This window comes from Aliikangiella litoralis (assembly GCF_052495765.1).
In genome coordinates, this window is sequence record NZ_CP199292.1 from 3982253 (window position 1) to 4006994 (window position 24742).

The 24742-nt window shown below is 36.4% G+C and carries 22 protein-coding genes; 4 read left to right on the forward strand and 18 right to left on the reverse strand.

Going from position 1 to position 24742, the window contains the following annotated elements; all coding sequences use genetic code 11:
• Positions 1-52 precede the first annotated feature (52 nt).
• The gene (locus tag ACT5E3_RS16510; protein WP_444994639.1) at positions 53-2107 is read left to right on the forward strand and encodes a winged helix-turn-helix domain-containing protein; all 2055 of its coding nucleotides are present in this window, start codon (positions 53-55) and stop codon (positions 2105-2107) included.
• Here ACT5E3_RS16510 and ACT5E3_RS16515 read toward each other — a convergent pair.
• Entirely contained in the window at positions 2102-3556 is a 1455-nt protein-coding gene (locus ACT5E3_RS16515) for an aminotransferase class V-fold PLP-dependent enzyme (RefSeq protein WP_444994640.1), read from the reverse strand. The two genes, ACT5E3_RS16510 and ACT5E3_RS16515, sit on opposite strands and share 6 nt — an antisense overlap.
• A 553-nt stretch (positions 3557-4109) precedes the next feature.
• Here ACT5E3_RS16515 and ACT5E3_RS16520 point away from each other — a divergent pair.
• From ACT5E3_RS16520 to ACT5E3_RS16530, 3 genes are all read left to right on the forward strand, one after another.
• A complete protein-coding gene (locus tag ACT5E3_RS16520; protein WP_444994641.1) occupies positions 4110-5840 on the forward strand; it encodes an ABC-F family ATP-binding cassette domain-containing protein in 1731 nt (576 codons plus the stop codon).
• 471 nt (positions 5841-6311) lie between these two features.
• Positions 6312-6689 (forward strand): hypothetical protein, encoded by a 378-nt coding sequence (locus ACT5E3_RS16525; RefSeq protein WP_444994642.1) that lies wholly within the window; start codon positions 6312-6314, stop codon positions 6687-6689.
• Entirely contained in the window at positions 6690-7238 is a 549-nt protein-coding gene (locus ACT5E3_RS16530; protein ID WP_444994643.1) for a hypothetical protein, read from the forward strand.
• A gap of 111 nt (positions 7239-7349) precedes the next feature.
• On the opposite strand, the gene ACT5E3_RS16535 is transcribed toward ACT5E3_RS16530, so the two are convergent.
• The 17 genes from ACT5E3_RS16535 to lepB all read right to left on the reverse strand — a co-directional run bounded on the left by ACT5E3_RS16535 (position 7350) and on the right by lepB (position 24693).
• Positions 7350-7730 carry a hypothetical protein gene (locus tag ACT5E3_RS16535; protein ID WP_444994644.1) on the reverse strand — a complete coding sequence of 127 codons (381 nt, stop codon included), beginning with the start codon at positions 7728-7730 and terminating at the stop codon, positions 7350-7352.
• 56 nt (positions 7731-7786) lie between these two features.
• Complete coding sequence (pmbA, locus tag ACT5E3_RS16540) at positions 7787-9166, reverse strand: metalloprotease PmbA (protein ID WP_444994645.1); 1380 nt, start codon at positions 9164-9166, stop codon at positions 7787-7789.
• Between the two features lie 17 nt (positions 9167-9183).
• Positions 9184-9720, reverse strand: a complete 537-nt coding sequence (yjgA, locus tag ACT5E3_RS16545; RefSeq protein ID WP_444994646.1) for a ribosome biogenesis factor YjgA — start codon at positions 9718-9720, stop codon at positions 9184-9186.
• 14 nt (positions 9721-9734) lie between these two features.
• Positions 9735-11171, reverse strand: coding sequence for a metalloprotease TldD (gene tldD, locus ACT5E3_RS16550; RefSeq protein WP_444994647.1), 1437 nt, complete (start codon positions 11169-11171; stop codon positions 9735-9737).
• A gap of 49 nt (positions 11172-11220) precedes the next feature.
• Positions 11221-12045, reverse strand: a complete 825-nt coding sequence (locus tag ACT5E3_RS16555) for a carbon-nitrogen hydrolase family protein (protein WP_444994648.1) — start codon at positions 12043-12045, stop codon at positions 11221-11223.
• 18 nt (positions 12046-12063) lie between these two features.
• On the reverse strand, positions 12064-16110 hold the full coding sequence (locus ACT5E3_RS16560) for a YhdP family protein (protein ID WP_444994649.1): 4047 nt from the start codon (positions 16108-16110) through the stop codon (positions 12064-12066).
• A gap of 55 nt (positions 16111-16165) precedes the next feature.
• The gene (gene rng / locus ACT5E3_RS16565) at positions 16166-17647 is read right to left on the reverse strand and encodes a ribonuclease G (protein ID WP_444994650.1); all 1482 of its coding nucleotides are present in this window, start codon (positions 17645-17647) and stop codon (positions 16166-16168) included.
• Positions 17644-18252 (reverse strand): Maf family protein, encoded by a 609-nt coding sequence (locus ACT5E3_RS16570; protein ID WP_444994651.1) that lies wholly within the window; start codon positions 18250-18252, stop codon positions 17644-17646. The genes rng and ACT5E3_RS16570 overlap by 4 nt, the downstream gene beginning before the upstream one ends.
• A gap of 31 nt (positions 18253-18283) precedes the next feature.
• On the reverse strand, positions 18284-18772 hold the full coding sequence (mreD, locus tag ACT5E3_RS16575; RefSeq protein ID WP_444994652.1) for a rod shape-determining protein MreD: 489 nt from the start codon (positions 18770-18772) through the stop codon (positions 18284-18286).
• The gene (gene mreC / locus ACT5E3_RS16580; RefSeq protein ID WP_444994653.1) at positions 18772-19545 is read right to left on the reverse strand and encodes a rod shape-determining protein MreC; all 774 of its coding nucleotides are present in this window, start codon (positions 19543-19545) and stop codon (positions 18772-18774) included. The genes mreD and mreC overlap by 1 nt, the downstream gene beginning before the upstream one ends.
• Positions 19546-19748: 203 nt before the next feature.
• Positions 19749-20132 (reverse strand): holo-ACP synthase, encoded by a 384-nt coding sequence (gene acpS / locus ACT5E3_RS16585; RefSeq protein ID WP_444994654.1) that lies wholly within the window; start codon positions 20130-20132, stop codon positions 19749-19751.
• A complete protein-coding gene (gene pdxJ, locus ACT5E3_RS16590) occupies positions 20129-20884 on the reverse strand; it encodes a pyridoxine 5'-phosphate synthase (RefSeq protein WP_444994655.1) in 756 nt (251 codons plus the stop codon). Before pdxJ ends, acpS begins: the two co-directional genes overlap by 4 nt.
• A gap of 10 nt (positions 20885-20894) precedes the next feature.
• Positions 20895-21623 (reverse strand): DNA repair protein RecO, encoded by a 729-nt coding sequence (gene recO / locus ACT5E3_RS16595; RefSeq protein WP_444994656.1) that lies wholly within the window; start codon positions 21621-21623, stop codon positions 20895-20897.
• Between the two features lie 54 nt (positions 21624-21677).
• Positions 21678-22592, reverse strand: a complete 915-nt coding sequence (era, locus tag ACT5E3_RS16600) for a GTPase Era (protein WP_444994657.1) — start codon at positions 22590-22592, stop codon at positions 21678-21680.
• The gene (gene rnc, locus ACT5E3_RS16605; protein ID WP_444994658.1) at positions 22585-23268 is read right to left on the reverse strand and encodes a ribonuclease III; all 684 of its coding nucleotides are present in this window, start codon (positions 23266-23268) and stop codon (positions 22585-22587) included. Before rnc ends, era begins: the two co-directional genes overlap by 8 nt.
• A gap of 18 nt (positions 23269-23286) precedes the next feature.
• The gene (locus tag ACT5E3_RS16610) at positions 23287-23688 is read right to left on the reverse strand and encodes a DUF4845 domain-containing protein (protein WP_444994659.1); all 402 of its coding nucleotides are present in this window, start codon (positions 23686-23688) and stop codon (positions 23287-23289) included.
• A 69-nt stretch (positions 23689-23757) separates the two neighbouring features.
• Positions 23758-24693 (reverse strand): signal peptidase I, encoded by a 936-nt coding sequence (gene lepB, locus ACT5E3_RS16615; RefSeq protein WP_444994660.1) that lies wholly within the window; start codon positions 24691-24693, stop codon positions 23758-23760.
• Positions 24694-24742 lie beyond the last annotated feature (49 nt).

The following is a 24742-nucleotide window of genomic DNA, read 5'->3' on the forward strand; positions in this document are numbered from 1 at the left end:
AGATTTCGATAACCTGTAACTTCACTAAAAAGTGTAAGAAGGAAACATAAGGTTGTTTAAAAATTCAGGTGCTAAGCGGCAATTTCAAATAGCAGATATAAAGCTCGACCCTGAAACCAACCAAGTTTGGCAAGGTGATGAAGAAATATCACTCCCAAAATTATCTTATCAACTACTCAAAGTTCTCGTTGAAAATGCCCCTACCGTTTTAGCTCAAGATGAGCTTATCAGACAAGTATGGCCACACATGGTGGTTGGAGATGAAACCCTTAAACAACGCATAAGACTACTTCGTAAAGCCATTGGTGATAATGCTCAATCACCTAAATATATTGGTGTGGTAAGAGGGTTAGGCTACCGAATTATTCCTGAGGTAAAAATTTGCTTAACGCCTCGTTCTACCCCTATTGTTTATGACTTAGCCAGCAGTGATCGTCCTCCGAATATTATTTCTTCAACAACTAATAAATTATGGCGAAATATTGCGTTTTCGTTGATCATTTTTATTGTTGTACTGAGTTCAGCTTTATTAACACTCAACCAACAAATCAATTCACAAGCCCAACATCGCTCAATACAAAACCTCGCCGTATTACCATTTGTTAATATTACCCAAAATAAAGAAGATGATTATTTAGCTTCTGGAATGACAGATGAATTAATCACTGTAATGTCAGAAATTGATTCTCTCAGGATCTCCCCACTCAATAGCGTAAACACCTATAAGAACTCCGGTCGCTCAGTACGCAAAGTTGCGCAAGATTTGAACGTTGGAGCAATACTAGACGGCGCAATTTATCGCCAGAATAATCTAATTCATTTCAGTTTTAAACTCATCGATACCAACACCTCAACACAATTATGGCAGGCAGAATACGACTTTGAATCAGATGATATTATCGCAATTCAAAGAAAAGTAATCACCCAAGTAGCCTCTCACCTTAAGGCAAAACTAAATAAACCAGCTATCTTAGATTCTCTCTCTTTAACCCAGCCAACTCAAGTGGTTCAAGCTTACCATTATTATTTGAGAGGAAAAAATTACTATGCCAGATATCGCCGCCAAGATAACTTAACAGCAGTTGCATTATTTCAAGAATCGCTCCAACTCGATCCTGATTTTGGTTTAGCCTATGCCGGTTTAGCAGATGCTTATAGTCAAGGCTTCTTCCAATTTGCCGCAAGTGAGAACTGGCGTGAGCTATCATTAAAGGCAGCCCTAAAAGCAACTTCTCTTGCACCAGAAAAAGCAGATTCACACAAAGCGCTTGGACTTGCTTATTATTTAAATGGCTCAATAACACAGGGAATCGAATCGAACCTCAGGGCCATCAAACTGTCGCCAAGGCATCCTCAAGCAGCCACTAATCTCGCTTATCTTTATTTTCAGAAAGGCCAATTAGACAATGCATTACGCTGGAATATTAGAGCCCAGGAGTTAGCCCCCAATTACGCCACTGTTTATGCTCATATGGGACTTACTTTAGAAAATCAAAAACGTTATTTGGAAGCTGAAAAAAGCTTTTTAAAAGCTCTTCAGCTACAGCCGGATTACGCTTTTGCAATAGGACTCTATACAAAATACCTATCTTCGCAAGCTCAATTGCCTCTTGCACGTAAACTGATTCAAGATGCAATAAAAAAATCTCCAAGTGAAATATCATTATTAACACTTGCCGGAGAAATAGAGTTAATCCATGGCAACTTTATACAAGCTGCTAGCTACTATCAACAAGCTATTGAACAGCAACCAAGCCTCAAAAACCTTGAGTTGGAACTACTGAATAATATTACTCTAGCGGGCATAGGCAAACACCACTCAGCCCTCAAAAACAATATTATACAGTGGCAAAACACACGCATGATTAATAATGAAAAGCCGCGTGACTACTATCTACTAGCTTTAGCTTATGCAGTACTCAATCAACATGATAAAAGCGCAGAAATGCTCACAGAATCAATAAGCAAAGGGTGGATGAATATCAATCAACTCAATCAATGTCAACTACTCGAAAAAACGCTTACCTATAAAAATGTAAAAACTTCTATCGCAGAGGTCAACCAAAAGCTCAATCAGATGAGTAACCATATGAACACCAAACTATAATAATGGTTCAAAGTCACTCAACTGAATACCAGGCTCTTTTTCATTAATAGGCAAGTAGTCACCGTAGCTAACATTAAACTGGTAATCACTTTTCCATTCATCAATATTATTTATCACTTGTCTGATGGCTTCAGCAATGAACCTGACTTCATCATCGGTTGAGGTAGGATGCAAAGAAATTCGAACCCAGCCTGGTTTTTGTGACAAGTCACCTTCGTCAATCATACTGGTTATCGCACAAGAAGTGTCATGATCAACTCCCAGCAAAATATGACCATAAGTACCGGCACACGAACACCCACCACGGGTTTGAACGCCAAAACGATCACTGAGTAGGCGAACAATTAAATTATAATGAATTTCAATCACATAAAAAGAAACAACACACAAACGCTGGCGGTTAGAAGAATGTAATACATTGACTTCAGGTATAGAACTCAACTCCTGACATAATAGATCTACAATTTCTTCTTCTCGCTGTTGTATTTTGTCAGTTCCCATCGACTCTTTTAACATCATAGCTAAAGCAGTCCGTATAGTCTGCAAAAACCCAGGTGTACCACCATCTTCTCTTATTTCTATATCTTCAAAAAAGCGGTGTTCTCCCCAAGGATTGGTCCAAGTCACTGTACCCCCCCCAGGATGATCAGGTATTTTGTTGTGATACAGTTTTTTATTAAAAATCAACACGCCAGAGCTACCAGGCCCACCTAAAAATTTGTGTGGAGAAAACATGACTGCATCAAGGTGTTGTAGGTGATTTTCTGGGTGCATATCAATATCCACATACGGAGCTGATGCCGCAAAATCGATAAAACAAAAACCTCCGTACCGATGCATTACTTCAGCAAACAGATGATAATCCGTTTTAATACCAGTCACATTACTACAGGCGGTAAAGGCTCCTATTTTCATAGGACGCTCTTTATATTCAATTAATAACTCTTCTAGTTTAGAAGTATCAGGCATTCCTGCTTCATTTTCAGGAACAACAATTAAAGTAACAGCACATTCATTCCAGGTTGTCTGGTTTGAATGGTGTTCCATATGCGTAATAAAAACGACTGGTTTTTCTGACTCAGATATAGAAAAACGGTCGGCCCACTTTTCAGGAACTCTGAGACCTAAAATTCGTTGAAATTTATTAACTACCGCAGTCATCCCTGAACCCGCACAAATCAGAACATCATTCTCATTTGCATTAACATGCTGCTTAATCTTCTTTTGCGCCTGATGATAAAGATTTGTCATCGCACAGCCAGTATAACTGGCTTCAGTATGTGTATTAGCAACGAGAGGGCCGATTTTATTAGTAATAAAATCTTCTATAGGTCGATATAATCGACCACTAGCAGTCCAGTCAGCATAGATGGCTTCTTTTCCATCATAAGATAAGTCGATACCAATAATATTGTCTCTATAGGCGCTAAAATAGCTTTCTAAACTCATTCATATTACCAAAAATCAAAAGATTCATTTACTAACTATAGCAGGCAATTAGCTGCCTACTACTCAACGAGGTTTATATTAACATAACCTAATATAAAAAACATTAACCAGTTCATATCTGTTAATTAACAATGAACAAAAAGCCCTTTCAGATTGGCACATTAAATGATGGATCATTAAATTTTATGTACTTGAACTCCCCCATCAGAACAAACATTTATTTAATATTTGAAGTCGTATAACTTTTTTGATTAAATAGCCAATAAATGGAAGGCATAAAGCCAACTTAACCACTAAGAGGAGAATATTTATGTTTTTGAGCCAATTAGCTTTTGCTCTCGTTTTATCTAATCGAAACATTCAGTCCGCTTTGAACTAGCGCGATGAATTACGGACTGAATGATTAGAACTTAAATAACACAAAATACTTTCAATCTTGGAAATCTAATTTCCCTCCAAATCTGACGTATTTCATCTGCGTTATTTGACCTCGGCCTTGGCCGAATAAGAATAACTGGCAGGACCTTTTCCTGCACCAATAAAGATGATACCAATGAGCGCACTAATACAATTACTAGAAATCTCTTTTTCACACGGTGAAAAAACGCTTTTTAAAAAACTTAATTTAACCATTAACCATAAAGAAAAAATCGCATTAGTTGGATTTAATGGTTGTGGCAAAAGTACTCTTTTATCACTCATCAGAAAAAAATTAATTCCTGATGAAGGTGAAGTGAGAAAAGCTAACTTTGTTAAGATTGGTCATGTAGATCAATTTGTTTCTAATAACTTAGCTAATTCATCTGCTATAGATGCGGTTTTATCTGCGTTACCCAACGAAGCTCAATTGCTTCTGCGATGGAAAGCAGAGAGTCAGCTGATGTCTTTAGGTTTTTCTCAATCTCAACTTCAACAAACCTTAAACTCAATGAGTGGTGGACAACAGAACCTGGTATTAATTGCCCGAGCTTTAATCAATGAGCCCGATCTTTTACTCATGGACGAACCCGGTAATCATATGGATATAAAAGCCATGTTAGCCCTTGAAAATTTTTTAATACATCAATGTCCTTGTGCTGTTTTAATGATTTCCCATGATGCTCAGCTTTTAGACAAAACTTGCCATAAGACTGTTTTTATTCGAGACAAGCAAAGCTATGAATTCAATTTAAAGTACTCAGAAGCAAAGCAAGCGCTTGAAAAAATAGATTCTGATGCCAGTAATCGTCGAGAACAAGAAGAAAAAGAAATCGAGCGGTTACAAAAAACAGCTAAACGATTAGCTATTTGGGGACATCAGTATGATAACGAAGACTTGTCTAGAAAATCTAAATCAATATTAAAACGTGTTGATAAATTAGAAGAAAATAAAACCTTTGTTTCATCTGGATCGAACTTAAAGCTATCACTCAGCGATCAACAGTTATTTGCCAAACAAGTACTAGCAATTGATGACTTAAAGGTTACCACTCCAGACGGTAATAGAAAGTTGTTACAAATACATAATCTATCGATAAAACCCGGCGATAGAGTAGCAATTATCGGGGAAAATGGATGTGGAAAATCAACCAGCTTAGAGCTCATTCGAAAACAATATATGGATAATTTGACAACCAGTGAAAATATTCGTTTTAACCCACGAACCAAACTTGGTTATTATGATCAGGAGCTTGAATTACTCAACTCAAACATCAGTAGAATAGACTGGTTAAGAAAACACGGCGAGACAAACGAGGAAGGTTTAAAACAAGCTTTAATAAAAGCAGGTATTAACTATCGCGAGTTTGATCGGACAGTTAACACTATGAGCGGTGGAGAAAAAGCGAGAATGATGTTTATCACCTTTTCACTAAATCAGCCTAATTTAATAATATTAGATGAACCAACCAATCACATAGACTTGCAAGGTAAGGAAGAATTAACCGAACAATTAATGCAATCAGGTGCAACTCTATTAATAACAAGTCATGACCGTCAATTTCTAAATCAAATAGCGACTCGCTGGCTTTGTATTGAAAACAAACAGCTAATTGAAATTAATTCGCCCGATGATTTTTATGAGCGTCTTCTGAATGAAGATAAAAAATCATCGGTAATTGATAATTTATCAGCCAAAAATGATGAACATGAAACAATACCCATCAAACCAGAGGAAATATTACAACGAATAGAATACTTAGAAAATAAGTTAGCTGAAGATGAAAAGCGCAAACCTAAGTTTCAAAAACCTAAGTTACAGCAAGCCTGGAAAGAGGAACTAGAAACATTATGGCGCTTAGTTTAAAAGCATAATAAATTAAAGGAGAGCATAACCCTCTCCTTTTGTTATAAACAAAGCGGCATAGTGATTAACTTAACTTTTCATAATATTTACTTTTTGTGATATTAAATACTGACAATAACAATAAAATTCAAGACTATTCGCATTTAAAATTTCATAAAGAGATATATTTTACCTAATTAAAAACTTTAACGATAAATATTACATTTGCTATTTGCGCTATGAGAAAAGTTAGCTATAATATTTTGCGAGCAACTTAGATGGTATTGGAAATACTCGGAACTAAAACAAGGATGGTTTTAATAAAATGTTCGCTCACATTCCTTCTTTAGTTTTAATTCCTTGAAAAATAAACTCATCACTATTTTATATTGCTCCAAACAGGAAACCTGTATTTTAGATTAGTAATATCTCAACACTAAAGTACATGTATCTACTTTTATACTTTTCAAACATTTTAAAAAGGACATTATCATGAAGAATATCAACAAAGTAGCATCATCTATTATACTCTCTGCATCAGCATTACTATCATTACAAACTTTTGCCGGAACCAAGTCGACTTATAATGTAACAGCAACAGCAACCACTATCTCTGGCAGTTTTGGTTCTGCGCGTAATTCTGCCGATAACACACAAATTCTACATGTTGGAGATACCGGTGCCGTTGCCACTATCTGGGCAAGAAATGCAGCAGGTGTTGTAAAATCTTGTACAACGAGTAATCCTCAGCATTTAGCCGCATTGCGTTCAGGAACATCTAACTCGTACTTAATAGCCAGTCACTCGTCAGGAAGTTGTACTTATGTAAATGTATACAAAGGTTCTTTGTTTGCTCCTAAAGTGCTATAAATGAAACTTTCAATCACTGATTTATTTAACCGGGTGATTTACGTAGGCTTTGGTTTGTTGCTTGGCTTACAGATTGTACAGTTGTGGCAAACTCCCGATGAAGTATTAGCTTCACATGATAACGCAACAATAGAAAGTGACTCTGCCAATTCTAATGGAGGTATTGAAAATACAGAGTTCAAGTTATTTCTAGAGCGAGTTATTCGAGAAGAAATACAGCTACAATTAGCACACAATACTGTGCCTAAAACTTCGGTTTTACAAACTGAAAAATCGACTTCAGCCAGTCAGAATTTGATAAGTGAAGAATCAGCTAATAAAACTTTTGAACAGCAACGATTATCCTTTCAAAAAGCTGACGAATTGATTAGCAATGCCATCGACTCAAATCACTGGAATACTGACAGCGCACAACAACTAATCAGTCATTTAAGTCAGTTAACGCCAGCACAAGAACTTGCAATTAGAACAAAGTATGCCAATGCAGTGAACGAAGGTTTTATCACGCCAGATATGCCGTTAGAACTTATTGGAGCTATCGAAAACTAGTAGGTTTAAATTGTAAAATTTAAAAAATAAAATTAGGAGGAGTTAGTCCCCTACAACTCAACTTTTAGCAGCATTTAAAAATTAAATGGTTGTGGGGGCTTATCTTAAAGATTAATCCGAACTAAGCCATATTCGATCAAACTTTAAGTAAGGCCCTTCATTGCCTCTCATCTGTATAGTGACATTTCGACCAGATGCCTGTGCAGCTAATGCAGTTGAATAAAATAACTTAGCAAACTCAGGGTTTGTGTTGATTTGAAAAGCGGCACCTGATCCATCAGTGATATTAATCCCCGCATTTGAAGCTGTTTCTACTGATACTGGCGACTCAAAATACAATATAATTAAATTATTCGCATTCACATAAATTCGTTTTACTTTTCCTGTGTATTGACAGTACCCATCAGGCCCTGAATTGCAGGAAGGAGCTACAGCGAAAGCACCACCGGATATAAACGACAACAGCACGCTAGCAATAACTAATTTTTTCAAAAAAAACTCCTTAGAATCATAACTTAAAAACCACATCTTATAATAAAATATTTAACTCACCCATTCTGCCCAGCAATCGTCATTTCAGCAAGTAACCAAGAACCCGTTAAATGACTACTTCGATAATCAATATCATTACCAATTGCTACTAAATCACGAAACATTGTTTTTAAATTACTGGCAATTGTGATCTCCTGAACAAAATGTTGAATTTCTCCATTTTCAACCCAAAAACCAGATGCACCTCTAGAGTAATCACCTGTAACTAAATTAATTCCATGTCCCATCACATCAGTTACAATTAATCCTTTATCCATTTTTTTTATCATTTCATTAAACTCAATATCCATAGTGGCTAAATGTAAATTATGCACTCCACCAGCATGTCCTGTTGGCTGCATATTCAGCCGTCTTGCACTATAGCTACCGAGTAAAAATGTTTGTAAATCACCATTTTCAACAATGAATTGCTCCTTAGTGGCAACACCTTCGTTATCAAACCATGCACTTGCTAGCCCGCCAACAATATGGGGTTTCTCCTGTATTTGAACAAACTTTGGAAAAACCTGTTGGTTCAAACTATCAATTAAAAAACTGGACTTACGGTAAATACTACTTCCTTGAATTGCACTGCATAAATTACCAACTAAGCCTCGTGCGACCTCAGGGATCATTAGTACGGGTGCTTTTTGCGTTGAAAGTTTTTTTCCACCTAGACGAGCAGCCACTCTTGTCGCTGCTTTTTTACCAATTGATTCGGCCGACTCGAGTAAACTGGCATCGCGAGCAACAGAGTACCAATAATCCCTTTGCATACCTTGCTCATCTTCAGCAATCAATACACAACTTAAACTATGCCGAGTAGATGGTATAGCGGCGGAAAACCCATGAGAATTAGCATAAAAACGAATATTACGATGACTACTAAATGAAGCACCTTCACTTTGTGAAACTTTTTCTTCAGATGTACCTGCCAACTCACACTCTTTTGCTAATGCCTGAGCTTTTTCAGCCGTAATCCCCATTGGTATATCAAGTTTTAAATCGATTGACTGACTCGCCATTAACGATTTATCAGCCAAACCGGAACAAGGATCGGGTTGAGTGTATTTAGCAATATTACAGGCAGCATCAACGGCTAAATCGAGTCCTTCAGGAGTTAAGTCACTTGTAGTCGCAATGCCTTTCTTTTGACCAAAGTAAACAGTTAAACCAAAACTATTATCACGATTGTACTCTAATGTCTCAACTTGTTGATTGCGTACCTGAACCGATAGCCCTAAATCTTTGCTCACTCCAACTTCAACTTGCGACGCACCTTTGGCTAATGCTTGTTTAATTAATCTTTCGCCAACCTCTTCTAATTTACTCACTTCTTCAGCAACATTTAATTCATCAGCTGCGCGAGATTGTACTTTTATCTGTCCATTTGTCATGAAACATTAACCCGTTATTAAATAATATTATTGGTTTGTAAAAATGATTTTAATTTAGTCGTTGCTGTCAGTTTTTTTTGTTCTGTTTTAGCATTACGAACGTTTCGAACTAATTGACGCAATGTTTGCCTGTCAAGTTCCATATTTTGGACCAACAAAGCTTCTATACTTTTATCTCCACCCTCAATCAGCTCAACCAGAACAGATTGATGATCTTTTTCTTTTGGTTTTTCAGCTTGATTTGAAACTCTTAGTTGGGCAAAATTTTCTTGTTCTAATATCGCCTTTGCTTCAGTCGCATCATCGTTCCTCAAACACTTGCCGATATACCCTAAATGCCTTTTACGAGCAATATTACCCTTTTGTTTATGATAATCTCTTACTGCAACCATTGTGTTTTCTGACAAAGGTAATAAGCTTAACTGAGATTCTGACAGTTCGATTAATTGTTTGCCAAAATCAACTAATTCTTTTGCTTCATTTTTAAGCTGAGTTTTACTAACAAAACTAGCCTCTAACTCATCAGCTTTTATTTCTTCAAAATCATCATTCATAACGAATACTTATCTTAATTAGTGCCACCGACTGTTAACTCATCAACTTTTAAGGTGGGTTGCCCGACTCCAACAGGAACACTTTGCCCATCTTTACCGCAAACCCCCACTCCCTTATCAAGTTTTAAGTCATTGCCCACCATACTGACTTTTGTTAAAACATCAGGTCCGTTGCCAATTAAAGTTGCCCCTTTTACTGGCGCAGTGATTTTACCATTTTCAATTAAATAAGCTTCACTGGTTGAAAACACAAACTTACCAGAGGTAATGTCAACTTGCCCACCGCCAAAATTAGGCGCATAAATTCCCTTTTTTACTGAACGAATAATTTCTTCAGGCTCACTCTCTCCTGCCAGCATATAAGTGTTAGTCATTCTAGGTAAAGTTAAACAAGAATATGATTCTCTACGCCCATTACCTGTTGATTGTGTCTTCATTAAACCAGCATTTTTTTTATCTTGCATATAACCGCATAAAATACCGTTCTCAATCAAAGTTGTTGATTGACATGGTGTTCCCTCATCATCAATAGTTAATGAGCCTCGGCGACCAACAATTGTCCCATCATCAACAATAGTGCATAAGGGAGAAGCAACTCTTTGCCCAACACGGTTAGAAAAAGCCGAAGAACCTTTACGATTAAAGTCACCTTCCAAGCCATGTCCTACCGCTTCATGTAATAAAACACCCGGCCAACCAGCCCCTAATACAACCGGCATAATGCCAGCAGGCGCAGCTATCGCTTCAAGGTTAATGCTTGCTTGATGAACCGCATCTTTTGCTAACTGAGAAAGCACTTCATCAGTTAAAATCAAATAATCATCTCGCCCCCCCATGCCTGAACTACCTCGTTCAGTTTTGCCATTATGTTGCATAATGACAGTAACATTCGCTCTCACCAAAGGACGAATATCGCTTGCTAATGTTCCATCAGTAGCACACACGAGAATTTTTTCATAAACACCAGAAATTGATGCTATCACTTCGCTGACTCTTGGATCTTGTGCTCTTGCCGCTTGATCGAGTTTCTGTAAAATTTCTAATTTTTCAGCTTCAGTTAAGCTTAAAATAGGATCCGTTGAAGCATAATAAGATTTTGAAATGTTATGAGACGACAATTTAACTTGGCGGGTTCCTCCATATGCGGCAATACTTCTCGATGCAGCGGCGGCTTGCTCTAAAGCAGGTAAAATAATTTCCTCAGAATATGCAAATCCCGTTTTCTCACCACTTAATGCACGAACCCCAACGCCTTTATCGCTACTAAAGCTCGCATCTTTCACAATACCAGCTTCTAATACCCAAGCTTCTTGGTGCACGCTCTGAAAATAGAGTTCAGCAAAGTCAACTTTATGGCTTAGCATTGAATCAAGGATTCGGGTTAAATCGTTGCTACCCAAGCCTGCAGGTTGTAAAAATTCTTGTTGGATAGCGCTCAAAGAGTTACTCATATAAAATTCCATTAAACGGCATTAAAGCATTAAATTATTTCAAGCTCCATTATAGCCTTGTATGGCTTAGGACTGGAAATTCATTTCTGTATTTTTGCTGGTAGGATAAATCTAATTTTGCTAAAACTAAACCTGGCTTTAAATCACGTACAGCCAGCACTTCACCCCAAGGTGAGATAATACACGAGTGTCCCCAAGTTTCTCGACCATTATCGTGAAGCCCTGCTTGCGCAGCGGCAACGACAAAAATCTGATTTTCTATCGCCCGTGTCCTTAACAATACTTCCCAATGCGCCTCTCCCGTCACGGCAGTAAACGCGGCAGGAATAACCATTATTTTAACACCTTGTTTAACTAATTCACGAAACAGCTCAGGAAATCGCAAATCATAACAAATAGCTATACCTATTTTTCCCCAAGATGTATCAAAGCTAACAACCTGATTACCGGGTGTACAAAATTTAGACTCAGAATATTGGTTGGTGTTGTCAGCAACATGAACATCAAAAAGGTGTATTTTATCATACCAACAAATACATTCTCCTTCAGGAGAATATACATAACATCGTCCATAAGGTTTGTTCTTTTTTGCTGAAACCACTGGGTGACTACCAGCGACTAACCACACTTGATGCTGTTTTGCTTGTAGCGATAAAAATTGTTGTACTTCACCCTTAAGGTGTTCTTCTGCCACCTTTAACTTGGCAGACTCATTCTTTCCCATTATGCCGAAGTACTCTGGTAAAACAACAAGTTGGGCTCCTTTTTTACTAGCTTCAGAAATATACTGAGCAACAGTTTTCATGTTATCAACTAAATCAACCCCTGAAGTCAGTTGTATCGCAGCAACAGTTAATTCATTAATATTTATCACAATTTATTTAACCTATGCTTAATCTTCAGAGGGCGTTACTTGCCGAGTTTCATCTTTAGTCTGTTCATCATTTTCGGTCGCTTTATATTTAACTTTATTTTTAAACTTTTTTATCTCATCAATATTCATTTTATCTAGCGGGCCATGTAAACGATATTCTATTTGAGTTACAACCTCTATAGCAGGCTCAAAAATTTTATTTAATAAATAAATAATAACCCCTGTTGTTGGTTCAACTGCCCAACCAATAAGTACAGGTAAACTGGAAGTTAATTGTGGAACAACTAATGCTCTTTGCTCAATAGTTTGTTGTTGCAAGTTGACTTCACCATTTAAAGTAACTTTAGCTGCGCTACCATCAACATAAATATTATCAGCAATAACAATACCATCACGCACTCTAACATTACCTGACAACTGATCGTAAAAAAAACCTTTTTTATAAACATCACTAAAATCTAACTGCAACCTTCTAGACAGAGTCTGCAAACTCAATAAAGAAAACAATCTAACTTTTGCATCACTAACCTCACTTAAATACCCTGTTCCTAAACTAAACTTTGCATCTCCTTCAAATGCTTTAGTTGAAAATTTCCAGGGCATATCTCGCCACCATAAACGTCCAGAAAACTGACCATTACTATCTCTAACAGGAACAGGATAATCCCATCGTTTCATTAACTCTCCCACTTTATCTATGCTTAAGTCATATTCTATGTGAGTTAAATTAGATACAATGAGCTCTGGTGTTTTTGGGTTATTTTCTTGTTGTTGATTTGTTGTTCTATATGATTTGATTTGCAGCCAGTTGGCATTAAAAGCCAACTGATGATTTTTATCATCTTCTATACGACCTTGAACATTAAGAGCGTCTTGTGAAGGAACAATATTTGCGCGAACATTTCCTGTTTTCTTATTATGCACCACACAGTGATTGCACCGAAGATCTATTTTCGGCCAATCATGTAGGTTAAATAAAAGATTGTTCTCTGAAAGAGTCATATTTTGGTTAGTCGTACTTTTAACTACAGCGGTATTTTCTTGTTCTTGTGAAAAAAGTGCAGGGTTAAGTTTTAAATTTAAATTATTTATCTCCAGCTCCCAAGGCGCAGTCTGATTAAATTTTAACTGTGCATTTCCTGACGGACTTTGTGCGGATAACTCCCAATTATTACTCTCATCATTTTTGACAAAAACATCTAAATCAGTTAATTTTGCCAAATCACTTTTAACTTCACCGACAGTAAATTTCAACTCATTTTCTAAAACTGTCGTATTATTACTTCGATCAATATCACTTTTGATTAAGCTGAAAATAGGCAGCCAATCTTTTAATGTCATTGTCTCTAAATGTACATTCGTTTGGTTTTTAGTGATTAACTTTTCAGGCAAACTTTTTTCCGAATGATAAAGAAATGAACCTCCAATATGTTGATATTTAGACTGTTCGTTTTTCCACCACCACTTTGCTTTTAAATCATTCCAAGTTATTTTTGCATGATTGACTTCTGCTAGCTCAAGCTCTATTTCTATTGGAGACTTGTCATTAGATGACTTCTTCAATTGATCAGGAAGGTTAATAGCTAACCCCTCTAAATCAGACATAAACGTCATTGTGACTGCACTTCTGTTTTTAGGTGGCCCAACTTGTATATTAGCAGTTATCTCCGTTTCACCGCTCGCCAGCGTTATCCAGTCTGCATCTAAAATATCGCCAATTGCCTCTGCACTATATCGTCCAGTTGCGTTAATGTTTAAATGAGCAACATCAGCACCTTCACCACTCGACAAAAAAACTTTAACTGGCTTGTCATGATATTTAGCGCTTATTTCACTTTGTTTAACGCCATTAGCATCAATTAACAAGTCGCCCTCTAACTCAGTAAATTGAAAATCACTAATATTGACTTTAGAATGTTCTTTGTCGGGTGAGACTTTACCATCAAGCTTAATTAAATCACCATCATCCAACCCAGCGACTAAAGAAATGTGAGTGAAAATATTACCCTGATAATCAATAACCTCTAAAGATTTTGCAATATCATTCAGGGGTGTTTGTAGTAAAAATTCGCGCCCAACATTATCAATACTAGTTGCCTTAATTGACAATTCTAATGGGATGTTTTTTGCTGAAAAATCATTAATCACTGCTCTTGCCTGGTTAAGGTAGACACCATTTGCCGTTGCCTTTAGCGCACGTAAATCCATACCATTACCTTCAAACCAAAGATTTGCATCTAAATGTTCAGCAATGGGCCAATCTGGAAGATATTGATACTTTGCATCTCTTAGTTCTGCTTTAATCGAAAATAAACCTTCCAGGTTATCAAATGGAAATGAATTAATCGGACCGTGCACTATTGCTTTTGCAATAGGTATATAACCTTGCTTAACGCCTTTATCTAAATAATCAGTCAATGATTTAGACATGATTTTTGTGGGTAAATATAGAGACTTACTACTGACATCAACATCCTGTAGTTGCGCAAATAAAGAAAAAATGGGCTTTTCATCTTGAAAAAAGAAACGTGAACGAGCATCTAAAGTTAAATGACTATTTTTAAACTGTGCAGACTCAATCAACAAATCAATATTATTTTGCGTATCTAACTCCCACCCCAGATCGATAGATAACTCATCAAACTTAAGTTTATTTCTAAACAAACCGTTAAAATCTAAAACAGCTTGCTGACCTTTTAATTTAGCTTCACCAACACCATTTGAGTATGACAACTCTCCGCTTAAACCTTTAATAATAGGCATATCAAACGATTTATCATATGAAAGCTCTGAAAAACTGGCATAAGCCTGTGTCGCCCAATTAGTATTTTCTCGCTGCATTCTAATGCCCAATTGTTCCAACTTTAAATTCATGTTGCTATTAGAAAAATCTATTTCTTTTTTACCAATACCAAAAATCAGATTAAAATAGTTTGATAAATGAGTCGCCTGAAAGTCACGGGTAATAAAATCCCATTGGATATCACTATTATTTTTTTGTGTAAATAAAAAGTATAATTCTGGCAGTTGAGTGGCTGACAGGTTATATTGCTTTAACTGAGTATCATAAAGAGATAATACGCCAGTGTTTATATCAGAAAAGTGCCAGTTAAAGTTTAAAGAAAAAGCTTCAATATTAGGGTTAGCACTCGCTTTATTTTCTTTTCCTTCTAAGTTATCACTCCATACCACTTCGTTTAGGTTCAATTTACCATTAGCAACTTGCCATCGACCTTTTCTTCTCTCGCTCCATACTTGCCAGTTAAGCAGACCAGACTCAGGTTTAAAGCGAGAGTTTTTTTTGTAACCAGGCAAATTAGATAAAAGAATATTTTTTCCTTCAAGATAAAAATTTGTATAGCTATTAGCGGTTGATGGATCACCAAAAATTTCGGCAACCAACTTAATTCTGCCTTCAAATTTATCTTCTAAAGTACCGCTGATTTGATGTATTTGGTCATAGTTAGCAATACTTAACTCGTTAATAGAATAATTAAACTCTCGACCAGATAAGGTTTCTATTTGAATTTTTGAATCAATTAGCAATAAGTTTTTTTGATTAAATAAATTAACCAATAATAATTTACTGATCGATTGAAACTCCTTATCTTCAGAAGAATTTTCAACATCTTCTAAAGAATCAAACTTAACGCCCAGCTTACGGTCAAGAATAAAATTTAAATTAGCTCCAACAACTTCAATTTTTTCAGTTGTCAAGCTACCTGAAAACAAAGTTGCTATACCATCTAAATGAATCAACATTGAATCAACGGATAATAAACTTAGCTGTCGAGTGTCTGACTTTACTTTAAACTTTGACATCGACAGTATCGGCCCGTTAGAACTCCATTCGGCGTGAATACTTTCCATTTCAATATCGACCTGATATTGATTTTCTACCCAAGCTTCAATATCAGATTTAAAATAATTTATTTGAGGTAATAAAAGGTGGAGTAATGCAAAACAAACCGCAGTAAAAATCACTACAGTAGCAATTAAAAGCCAAAGCTTATTTATAAAATAAACAAAAGCTTTATATATTGGCCTATTTGTTTTTTCGTTCACTAATGCTCTCTATTTTCAGTCGAACAATTAAAGCAAGTACAATAAAGAACGGCAGCTATAATAGAACCACATCAAACTGTTCCTGTGTATATAGTCGCTCAGCTTGAAAACGAATAGGTTTGCCTATCATAGATTCCAATTCAGCCAGGTAGGGCGCTTCTTCATCGAGCATACGGTCAACCACTTCTTGAGTTGCTAGCACTAAATACTTTTGAGCTTCATAGGCACGTGCACTGCGATACAGCTCTCTAAAAATCTCATAGCAAATTGTTTGCGCCGTTTTGATACTTCCTTTGCTATCACACGTAGGGCAAGATTCGCATAATAAATGTTCAAGACTTTCGGTACTTCGTTTACGTGTCATCTGAACTAGGCCTAACGATGATACTTCTGAAATATGGGTTTTAGCATGATCACGCTCAAGAACCTTTTCTAAAGTTCTTAAAACTTGCCGTTTGTGCTCATCTTCTTTCATATCAATAAAATCAATGATTACAATTCCACCTAAGTTGCGTAATCTTAACTGACGAGCTAATGCCGAAGCAGCTTCGAGGTTAGTTTTAAAAATAGTATCTTCCAAGTTTCTATAACCGACAAAAGCACCTGTATTAACATCAATTGTTACCATTGCCTCGGTTTGTTCAATAATTAAATAACCTCCCGATTTAAGTTGCACTTTACGATGCAATGCTTTTTCAATCTCATCTTCTACATTAAACACATCAAATAGTGTTCGCTCACCTGAATACTGTTCAACGCTAGATTTCAAAGATGGAATAAACTCTTTTACAAAAGATAGCAAACGTTTATGAACCTCCACTGAATCAACTCGTATTTTTTCAACACCAGAAGGTGCTAAGTCACGAATTAAACGCAGGGGTAAATCTAAATCCTCATGTACCAAACAAGGCGCTTTTGAACAACGAATTTTAGTTTTTATTGTTTTCCAAAGCCTGGCTAAAAAGTCAGCATCTCGTTTTAATGCTTCTATTTTTGCACCTTCTGCAGCAGTTCGAATAATATAACCTTGAGTATCTTTTTTAACCTCTTCTTCAGAAGTAGTCGTTAGTGCTTCTTTCAACCTAACTCGTTCAACTTCATCTTCTATGCGTTGCGAAACACCAATATGTTGATTGTCAGGCATCATAACTAAAAAGCGAGACGGGATTGTTAAATGCGTTGTTAAACGCGCTCCTTTTGTACCTATTTCATCTTTAATCACTTGTACCGTTATTGTTTGACCATCATGCAATAGCTCATTAATATCTGGCGTAGTGATATTTTCATTTTCAATTAATTCCGTTTCAGATATAGGTAAAATTTCTGCTGCATGCAAAAAAGCAGAACGTTCCCGGCCAATATTAATGAATGCAGCTTGCATACCTGGTAAAACTCGAATGACCTTACCTCGATAAATATTACCCACAAGTCCACGACTTGAAGTTCTTTCGATATACATTTCTTGCAACATGCCATTTTCGATCACTGCTGCACGACATTCTTGCGGTGTAACATTAATCAATATTTCTTCTTTCATGAATCAACCTTAAAATGCTTATTGAGCAACAAACTGGTTTCATATAAAGGTAAGCCTACCACACCAGAATAACTTCCCTTGATAGATTTCACAAATTGAGCAGCAAATCCTTGTATAGCATAACTACCAGCTTTATCCATTCCTTCACCAGATTGACAGTAACAAACTATCTGTTGGTTGGTTAACTTGGCAAACTCAACATCAGTAATACTTGTCTGGGTAGATATTCCATCTTCATTAATTAAAGATACACTCGTCATAACTTGGTGAACATTACCTGATAATAAACGGATGATTGCGATAGAATCGTCTAAATCTTTAGGTTTACCAAGAATATTATCTCTTAATACGACACATGTATCCGCAGCCAAAACTGCATTTTTATGCGATGTTGATATTTTTTGCTGTTGTAATAATGACCATCCCGTTTTTGCTTTTTCTTGTGCCATTCGCTGCACATAATCTAACGGTAGCTCGTTTGAAGAAACCGATTCGTTAATTGCTAAATCAAGTAATTGAAACTCAACGCCAATCTGGCGAAGTAGTTCTTGTCGTCTAGGTGAACGAGACGCCAGAGTAATATAATGAGGATATAAGGGGTTCATTAACTTTCCTTTTAATATGGTCAAGCAATTATTAACAAAACTTTCGTCTGATATCACGCAATAAAATAAATAACCATGGCCATAAAACAGCGATACAGATTAATGGTAACCAATAGGTAAAATCGCTGGAAACTGGCTCAACAAGGCCTGTTAAATTAACCACTAATAAACGATGTAAGCCTATAATAACAGTGATATTAAGTGCTTGTTTCCATTGGGGAAACAGCCGTAAACGATGATAAAGGACTTGAATTAAAAAGACCACCAGAGCGAAAGATAAAGCATTAATGCCAAACAAAGAGCCTTTTAAAACATCAACAAACAATCCTAAAAACCAACCGCTGAAAACCCCTATTCGGCTTGGTAAAGCCATAACCCAGTAAATTAAAACCATAACAACCCACTCGGGTCTGAAGAGTTCAATCATTTCTGGAAGTGGCATAATATCAAGCAACATGGCCACCATTAAGGTAATTAGAATAACGCCGCCACCTTTACTATCGGCTTTAGATTGTACCATTATTCCTCCTTGAGCCTATCCGACCAAACTAATAGTACAAGTGAGCTTTGATCCAGTTTTGCTTCCGGCACGGCTAAAATTCTGGTAAATGCTTCGCCCGGATCGTGTTCTACAGAAATCACTTTAGCTACAGGGTAGCCGTCAGGAAATCTTTGTCCTAAACCAGAGCTTAATAGCAAATCGCCAACTTTTATATCTGTTGTATCAGAAACGAATTGCAGTTCAAGTAAATTGATTTGACCTGTACCCACCAGAGTCGAGCGAATACCATTTCGGTTCACTTTCACCGGAATAGAGTGAGTTGCATCGGAAATCATCAAAACTCTGGAGAACATAGCTGACACTTCAACCACTTGTCCAACAATGCCATAAGCATCAATAACAGTTTGTCCAATAAAAACATCATGTAAACTTCCTTTATTAATCAAGAAGTTGAGACTAAATGGGTCGCTATCTATTTTAATAATTTCTGCAACCATTTTACGTTCAACACTTTTATTTTCAGTACCTAGCAGGTTACGTAAGCGAGCATTTTCAGACTGTAAGCCAACTAAGGTTTGCAGCTGTGCTTTAAGAATCAGCGACTCATCTCGTAAGCGAGCATTTTCCTGGCGTAAATGGCTTCGAGAGATCATATTTTCTCCACTCCAGGCAAAAAATTCTCCTGGCAAATCAGCCAAAAATATAATTGGAGTGGCCAACGTTGAAAGGCCCTTTCGCACCCCTTTTAAGTGCTGTTCATGATGATCAACAAACATCAATACACAAGACAAGACAACCGCTATAAACAGTCGCGTTGTGTGTGATGTTCCTTCGGAAAACAGAGTTTTAATAGGTTTTGCCTTATTTATTCTAACTATTTGAATTTACATAAGTTTTACTATTTTAGCTCACTCTTTTCATATTATTCAATGAGAATTTAGACTAGAGGGATGCTTTTAGCAAAACTATCGTAAAAGAAGACCACTAATGGCAGTTAGATACATTCAATAATTACTTGAGCCATGGCAAGCTCTCGTTCATCACTAATACTTAAGTGAATACGAGTTTCTCCAATTAGCTGTAACTTTTGTAGCGCACCATCATGTAAGTTTATCCAAGGCTTACCTGCATCATCATTATAAACTTCAATACTCGGTAAACTTACTCCATCAGCGATTCCGGTTCCTAAAGCCTTGGCAAAGGCTTCTTTGGCAGCAAAACGCTTGGCTAAAAAGCGAGCTTTAAACTTCAGTTTATCAAAGTGTACCTTTTCATTTTGATGAAGAACTTTATTAGCAAATAAGTCGCCGTTTCTTTCAAGCGACCTTTCTATTCGCTTAATCTCACATAAATCAATACCTATTCCATAAATACTCATTGATGATTGTTAACCATTCGGGCATTGAGCATAATACTTTTCATATCGGCAACCGCTTTAGCCAACCCACTGAAAACGGCCTGAGCAATAATTGAATGACCAATGTTTAATTCATAAATATCAGTAATTGCCGCAATTTCAGCGACATTATGATAGTGCAAACCATGACCAGCATTTACCGTTATCCCTAACGCTTTAGCTTGTTGTACCCCGTTCAAAATCATACGAAGCTGTTCATTTTTAATACTTTCATTGGCCGCATCAGCATAATGCCCTGTATGAATTTCTATATAGGGAGCTCCTACTTCATTAGCCGCTTTAATTTGGCGCTCTTCAGCATCAATAAACAAAGAAACTTTTATACCTTGTGCACCAAGTTCATCACAAGCATGCTGTATTTTGTCTTTATTTGCGCAAACATCCAAGCCACCTTCAGTGGTTACTTCTTCTCTTTTTTCTGGAACCAAACAGACATATTCGGGTTTGATCTTTTTTGCAATAGCAACCATTTCATCGGTCACAGCCATTTCTAAATTAAGCCGAGAGTTAATGCACTCTCTTACCAATTCAACATCTCTATCCTGAATATGGCGACGATCTTCTCGTAAATGTATAGTAATACCATCTGCGCCTGCTTGCTCTGCCACTAAAGCAGCTTGTACTACTTGAGGATAATTCACTCCCCTCGCTTGTCGAATAGTCGCAACGTGGTCAACATTAACGCCCAAATATATTGGTTTACTCTGGCTCATGTAAAATCTCTTAAGATTGATTGTAGGTAATATGGTGCCACAATTTTCTACTCTGTAAAGGTCTATTTCCAATAATCTCTTGTAATAAAAAACGCATAATTTGCTTGGTTTCTTGTAAATCAGAATATTCAAACTTACCACTAGCAATTGCTAAAATACTTGAACCTTTAAATGCATTCCTCCTATCTTTTGAATTAACCAAACTAAAACCTGATTGGGGTATTAAGTGGTAGTAATTATTGGTTTTAATAGGATGGGCTAAAATATCAAACTCAAAATCTGGGGCAATACCAATTTCGGTCAATAGTTCAAATTCAAACTGACGTAATAAAACTGCATAATTTTGAATAGAAACTAATTGATTCAAAAATAATCGATAAGACTGAAAAATATTAGGAAACTCCTGATGTTCTGGTAAAGCTCGTATTATCAGCTCATTGACATAGTAAGCGCATGCTAGCGCTTTACCTGTTAATTTAAAGGCCATCACTGATTGTGGGTTAACCACTTCACAATGAGTCAGTGTCTTTAACTCACTTTTACCAACAACTTCTATCAATAACTCACTAAATGGCTGCAATGCTGCTTTTCGAGCTTGTGAGCGCTTATTTTTTACGCCCTTTGCAATCACTGAAAAACGACCTTGTTGCAGGCTAAAGATTTGATATATAGAATGACTTTCTTGATAAGCTTTTGAGTGCAAAATAAATGCAGTTAACTTAATTGCGTTTTGACTCATCAAACAACCTAACTCTTCGCCTGTTTTTAATAATAATCAGAGAAAACTTGCCTGCTAGTCCTTATGATCATCGAAGCCTAAAGATCTGAGTGCACGTTCATCATCGGCCCATCCATCTTTAACCTTCACCCATAACTCTAAAAATACTTTCTGTCCAAACAAACGTTGAATATCCTTTCTGGCATCTGTGCCAACTTGCTTTAATCGACTGCCGCCTTTACCAATAACAATTGACTTTTGTCCGTTGCGCTCAACCAATATCAATCCATTAATATTTAACAAGCCTTTTTTATCTGTTTTAAACTGTTCAATTTCAACAGTAATCGAATAAGGTAATTCATCTCCTAATTGGCGGATTAATTTTTCTCGAATAATTTCAGCCGCTAAAAAACGCTCACTACGGTCGGTATAATAATCTTCAGGAAATACAAAATCTCCCTCAGGCATTGCCTCCACCAGATAATTTTTTAGATCCGCCACTTGTTTTCCCTTAAGTGCCGAACCAGGAATAATTTGTGCAAACTCATATTTATCAGATAAAAACTGAAGCTGGGGTAATAAAGCCTCTTTGTCTTTTAACTTATCAATCTTATTAATAAATAAAATACAAGGTGATTTATTGGTTTGTATATGTTCTAACACTAACTGATCATCATCAGTCCAACGATCTGGCTCAACCACAAAAACAACAATATCAACATCAGCAATAGAACTAGAAGCTGCTCGATTCATCAACCGATTAATTGCTTTAGGCTCTTCTTTATGAACACCTGGAGTGTCCACGTAGATCATTTGAGTTTGTGCAAAGGTGTCAATACCTAAAATACGATGACGAGTTGTTTGTGGCTTACGTGAAGTAATACTCAGCTTTTGTCCTAAAAGTTGATTCAATAATGTTGATTTACCAACATTAGGGCGTCCAACAAATGCAACAAAACCACACCGAGTAGGATATTTTTGATTAGTCATTAACTAATTTCTCCAAAATTTTTTCTGCTGCGTCTTGTTCAGCTTTTCGACGACTAGCCCCCAGCCCCTCGGCTTTAAGTGACTGATAGTCAACTTGGCAACTCACCCAATAGGTTTTAGCATGGTCTTTTCCTGTAGAACGAATTACTTCATAAGTTGGTATTTCATAATTACGAGCCTGTAGCCATTCTTGCAGGCGCGTTTTTGGATCTTTTTTGGCTTTATCAAGTGATAACTCAGCTAGCTTTTTTTGATAAACCCCTAAAATAAATTTTTTTGCTTGCTCAAAGTCACTATCTAAAAAAACAGCACCAATAATTGCTTCAAAGGTATCAGATAAAATAGAAGCCCTTCTAAAACCACCACTTTTTAATTCACCACTACCTAAATTTAAATATGTTCCTAAATCAAGTTCTTGAGCTAGCTCAAAAAGCGCTTTTTCTTTAACTAGAAATGAACGTAGGCGGCTTAATTGTCCTTCATTTGCCTGAGGGAATTGCTCATATAGCTGATAAGCTATTACACTACCTAAAATAGCATCACCTAAGTATTCTAGGCGCTCATTATGGCGGCTACTTGCAGAGCGGTGGGTTAATGCCGTTTCTAGGCTTTTTATTTCTTTAAAGGAGTATTGTAGTTTTTCCTGTAAGAATTTTAAATTTGGAGTAATAGACATATTTAATAAAACAGATAACTATTTTTCGGCTCGAATTTCTTCATTAAATTCAACTAATGCAGAAACATTACCTGCAACATGTGCTTTTTTAGAGTAAGTAATAATAATATACTTTTCTCCAGACTTATCTCTCGCGACTTGAAATGACTCTTTTTTGAAATCTCGTATACTATCTATCATCATGCGTTTAGACATCGCTGACAATATCTGTTTCTGTGACATTTCTCTAAAATTATTCTGATTAACTATTTCTTGCATTGAGGCGCGAATATTGGAGTACTCTATATATATTGGAACCAAGTTAAATGCTAATAACCCAAAAAACCCCAAAGTCAAAATGTAGAATAATGTCATCCACATAGTTGCCCCTTTTTGGCGACGACTATTTGATATTTTTTTTCTTATATTAAGATTATTCATAAGGCACTACCCTTTCAAACCGTTCGATATCAATATAATAGCACAAAGCAGAATCTGATTAACAATAGGCTACTTAATTGCACCAACACGACCTAAATCAATGCCAGTCGGAATCCAACTAAAATATTTATTTTTAATTCCAAAATCTAAATGCAACCAAATAGAAACAGCTTGACCAACCAGGTTTTCTTCTGGAACAAAAGAGTTATAATCCCAATATCGGCCATCATAGCTATTATCACGATTATCTCCCATTACAAAATAATGGCCTTGAGGTACAGGAAACTTTTGAATATTGTAATGCTTAACTTTTGAAGGCTCACTCATATTGGGGTTTATAATAATCTGATGTTCTTCTTCACCGAGTTTTTCCACAAACTTTTTAGTAGCCCTTTCGGAGCCATTTTTAGGATCACGATCAATATAATCAGCTTCAGATGCAAGTGTTCTCATGACTTTAAATTTTTTGGGACATTGGCTTTTTTCTATCTCAGAGGAACAATAAGGTAGTATGTATAGTTCTTTTTGAGGCGTATAAAAAACGGTATCGCCAGGTAAACCAATAACTCGTTTAATATAATCATCATGTGGCGGATGAGGTGCTCTAAACACCGCAACATCTCCTCTTTGTGGTAGTCCTATTTCAACTACTTTTTCTGATGTAACGGGCAACCTTAAGCCATAGTTAAACTTGTTAACTAAAATAAAGTCACCTTCCGTTAAAGTAGGTTTCATTGAAGCCGATGGTATTTGGAAAGGTTCATATAAAAATGAACGTAGGACGACAATAAAAAGCAAAATTGGAAAAAATGATTTTGAATAATCAAGGTAAACAGGTTCATGTGTTACCGCATCAATAGCCTCTTGAGCTGGTTTATCAGACTGCTCATATAATTTAGCTAAAGCCGCTTTACGCTTTTTACCTGCAGTTAAGGAATCAATTAACCATATTATTCCCGAAACAAATGTAAGAACGACTAAAATTAACCCATAATTACTACTCATTTTTTCTAATGACCTTTTTTTATTCTAGCGTATGAAATCAATATCTAAT

Coding starts and splice junctions, on each gene's coding strand:
- ACT5E3_RS16515 (WP_444994640.1), bottom strand. CDS start 3,556: ATGAGTTTAGAAAGCTATTTTAGCGCCTATAGAGACAATATTATTGGT.
- ACT5E3_RS16520 (WP_444994641.1), top strand. CDS start 4,110: ATGAGCGCACTAATACAATTACTAGAAATCTCTTTTTCACACGGTGAA.
- ACT5E3_RS16525 (WP_444994642.1), top strand. CDS start 6,312: ATGAAGAATATCAACAAAGTAGCATCATCTATTATACTCTCTGCATCA.
- ACT5E3_RS16530 (WP_444994643.1), top strand. CDS start 6,690: ATGAAACTTTCAATCACTGATTTATTTAACCGGGTGATTTACGTAGGC.
- pmbA (WP_444994645.1), bottom strand. CDS start 9,166: ATGACAAATGGACAGATAAAAGTACAATCTCGCGCAGCTGATGAATTA.
- yjgA (WP_444994646.1), bottom strand. CDS start 9,720: ATGAATGATGATTTTGAAGAAATAAAAGCTGATGAGTTAGAGGCTAGT.
- tldD (WP_444994647.1), bottom strand. CDS start 11,171: ATGAGTAACTCTTTGAGCGCTATCCAACAAGAATTTTTACAACCTGCA.
- rng (WP_444994650.1), bottom strand. CDS start 17,647: ATGAAAGAAGAAATATTGATTAATGTTACACCGCAAGAATGTCGTGCA.
- ACT5E3_RS16570 (WP_444994651.1), bottom strand. CDS start 18,252: ATGAACCCCTTATATCCTCATTATATTACTCTGGCGTCTCGTTCACCT.
- mreD (WP_444994652.1), bottom strand. CDS start 18,772: ATGGTACAATCTAAAGCCGATAGTAAAGGTGGCGGCGTTATTCTAATT.
- acpS (WP_444994654.1), bottom strand. CDS start 20,132: ATGAGTATTTATGGAATAGGTATTGATTTATGTGAGATTAAGCGAATA.
- pdxJ (WP_444994655.1), bottom strand. CDS start 20,884: ATGAGCCAGAGTAAACCAATATATTTGGGCGTTAATGTTGACCACGTT.
- recO (WP_444994656.1), bottom strand. CDS start 21,623: ATGAGTCAAAACGCAATTAAGTTAACTGCATTTATTTTGCACTCAAAA.
- era (WP_444994657.1), bottom strand. CDS start 22,592: ATGACTAATCAAAAATATCCTACTCGGTGTGGTTTTGTTGCATTTGTT.
- rnc (WP_444994658.1), bottom strand. CDS start 23,268: ATGTCTATTACTCCAAATTTAAAATTCTTACAGGAAAAACTACAATAC.
- ACT5E3_RS16610 (WP_444994659.1), bottom strand. CDS start 23,688: ATGAATAATCTTAATATAAGAAAAAAAATATCAAATAGTCGTCGCCAA.
- lepB (WP_444994660.1), bottom strand. CDS start 24,693: ATGAGTAGTAATTATGGGTTAATTTTAGTCGTTCTTACATTTGTTTCG.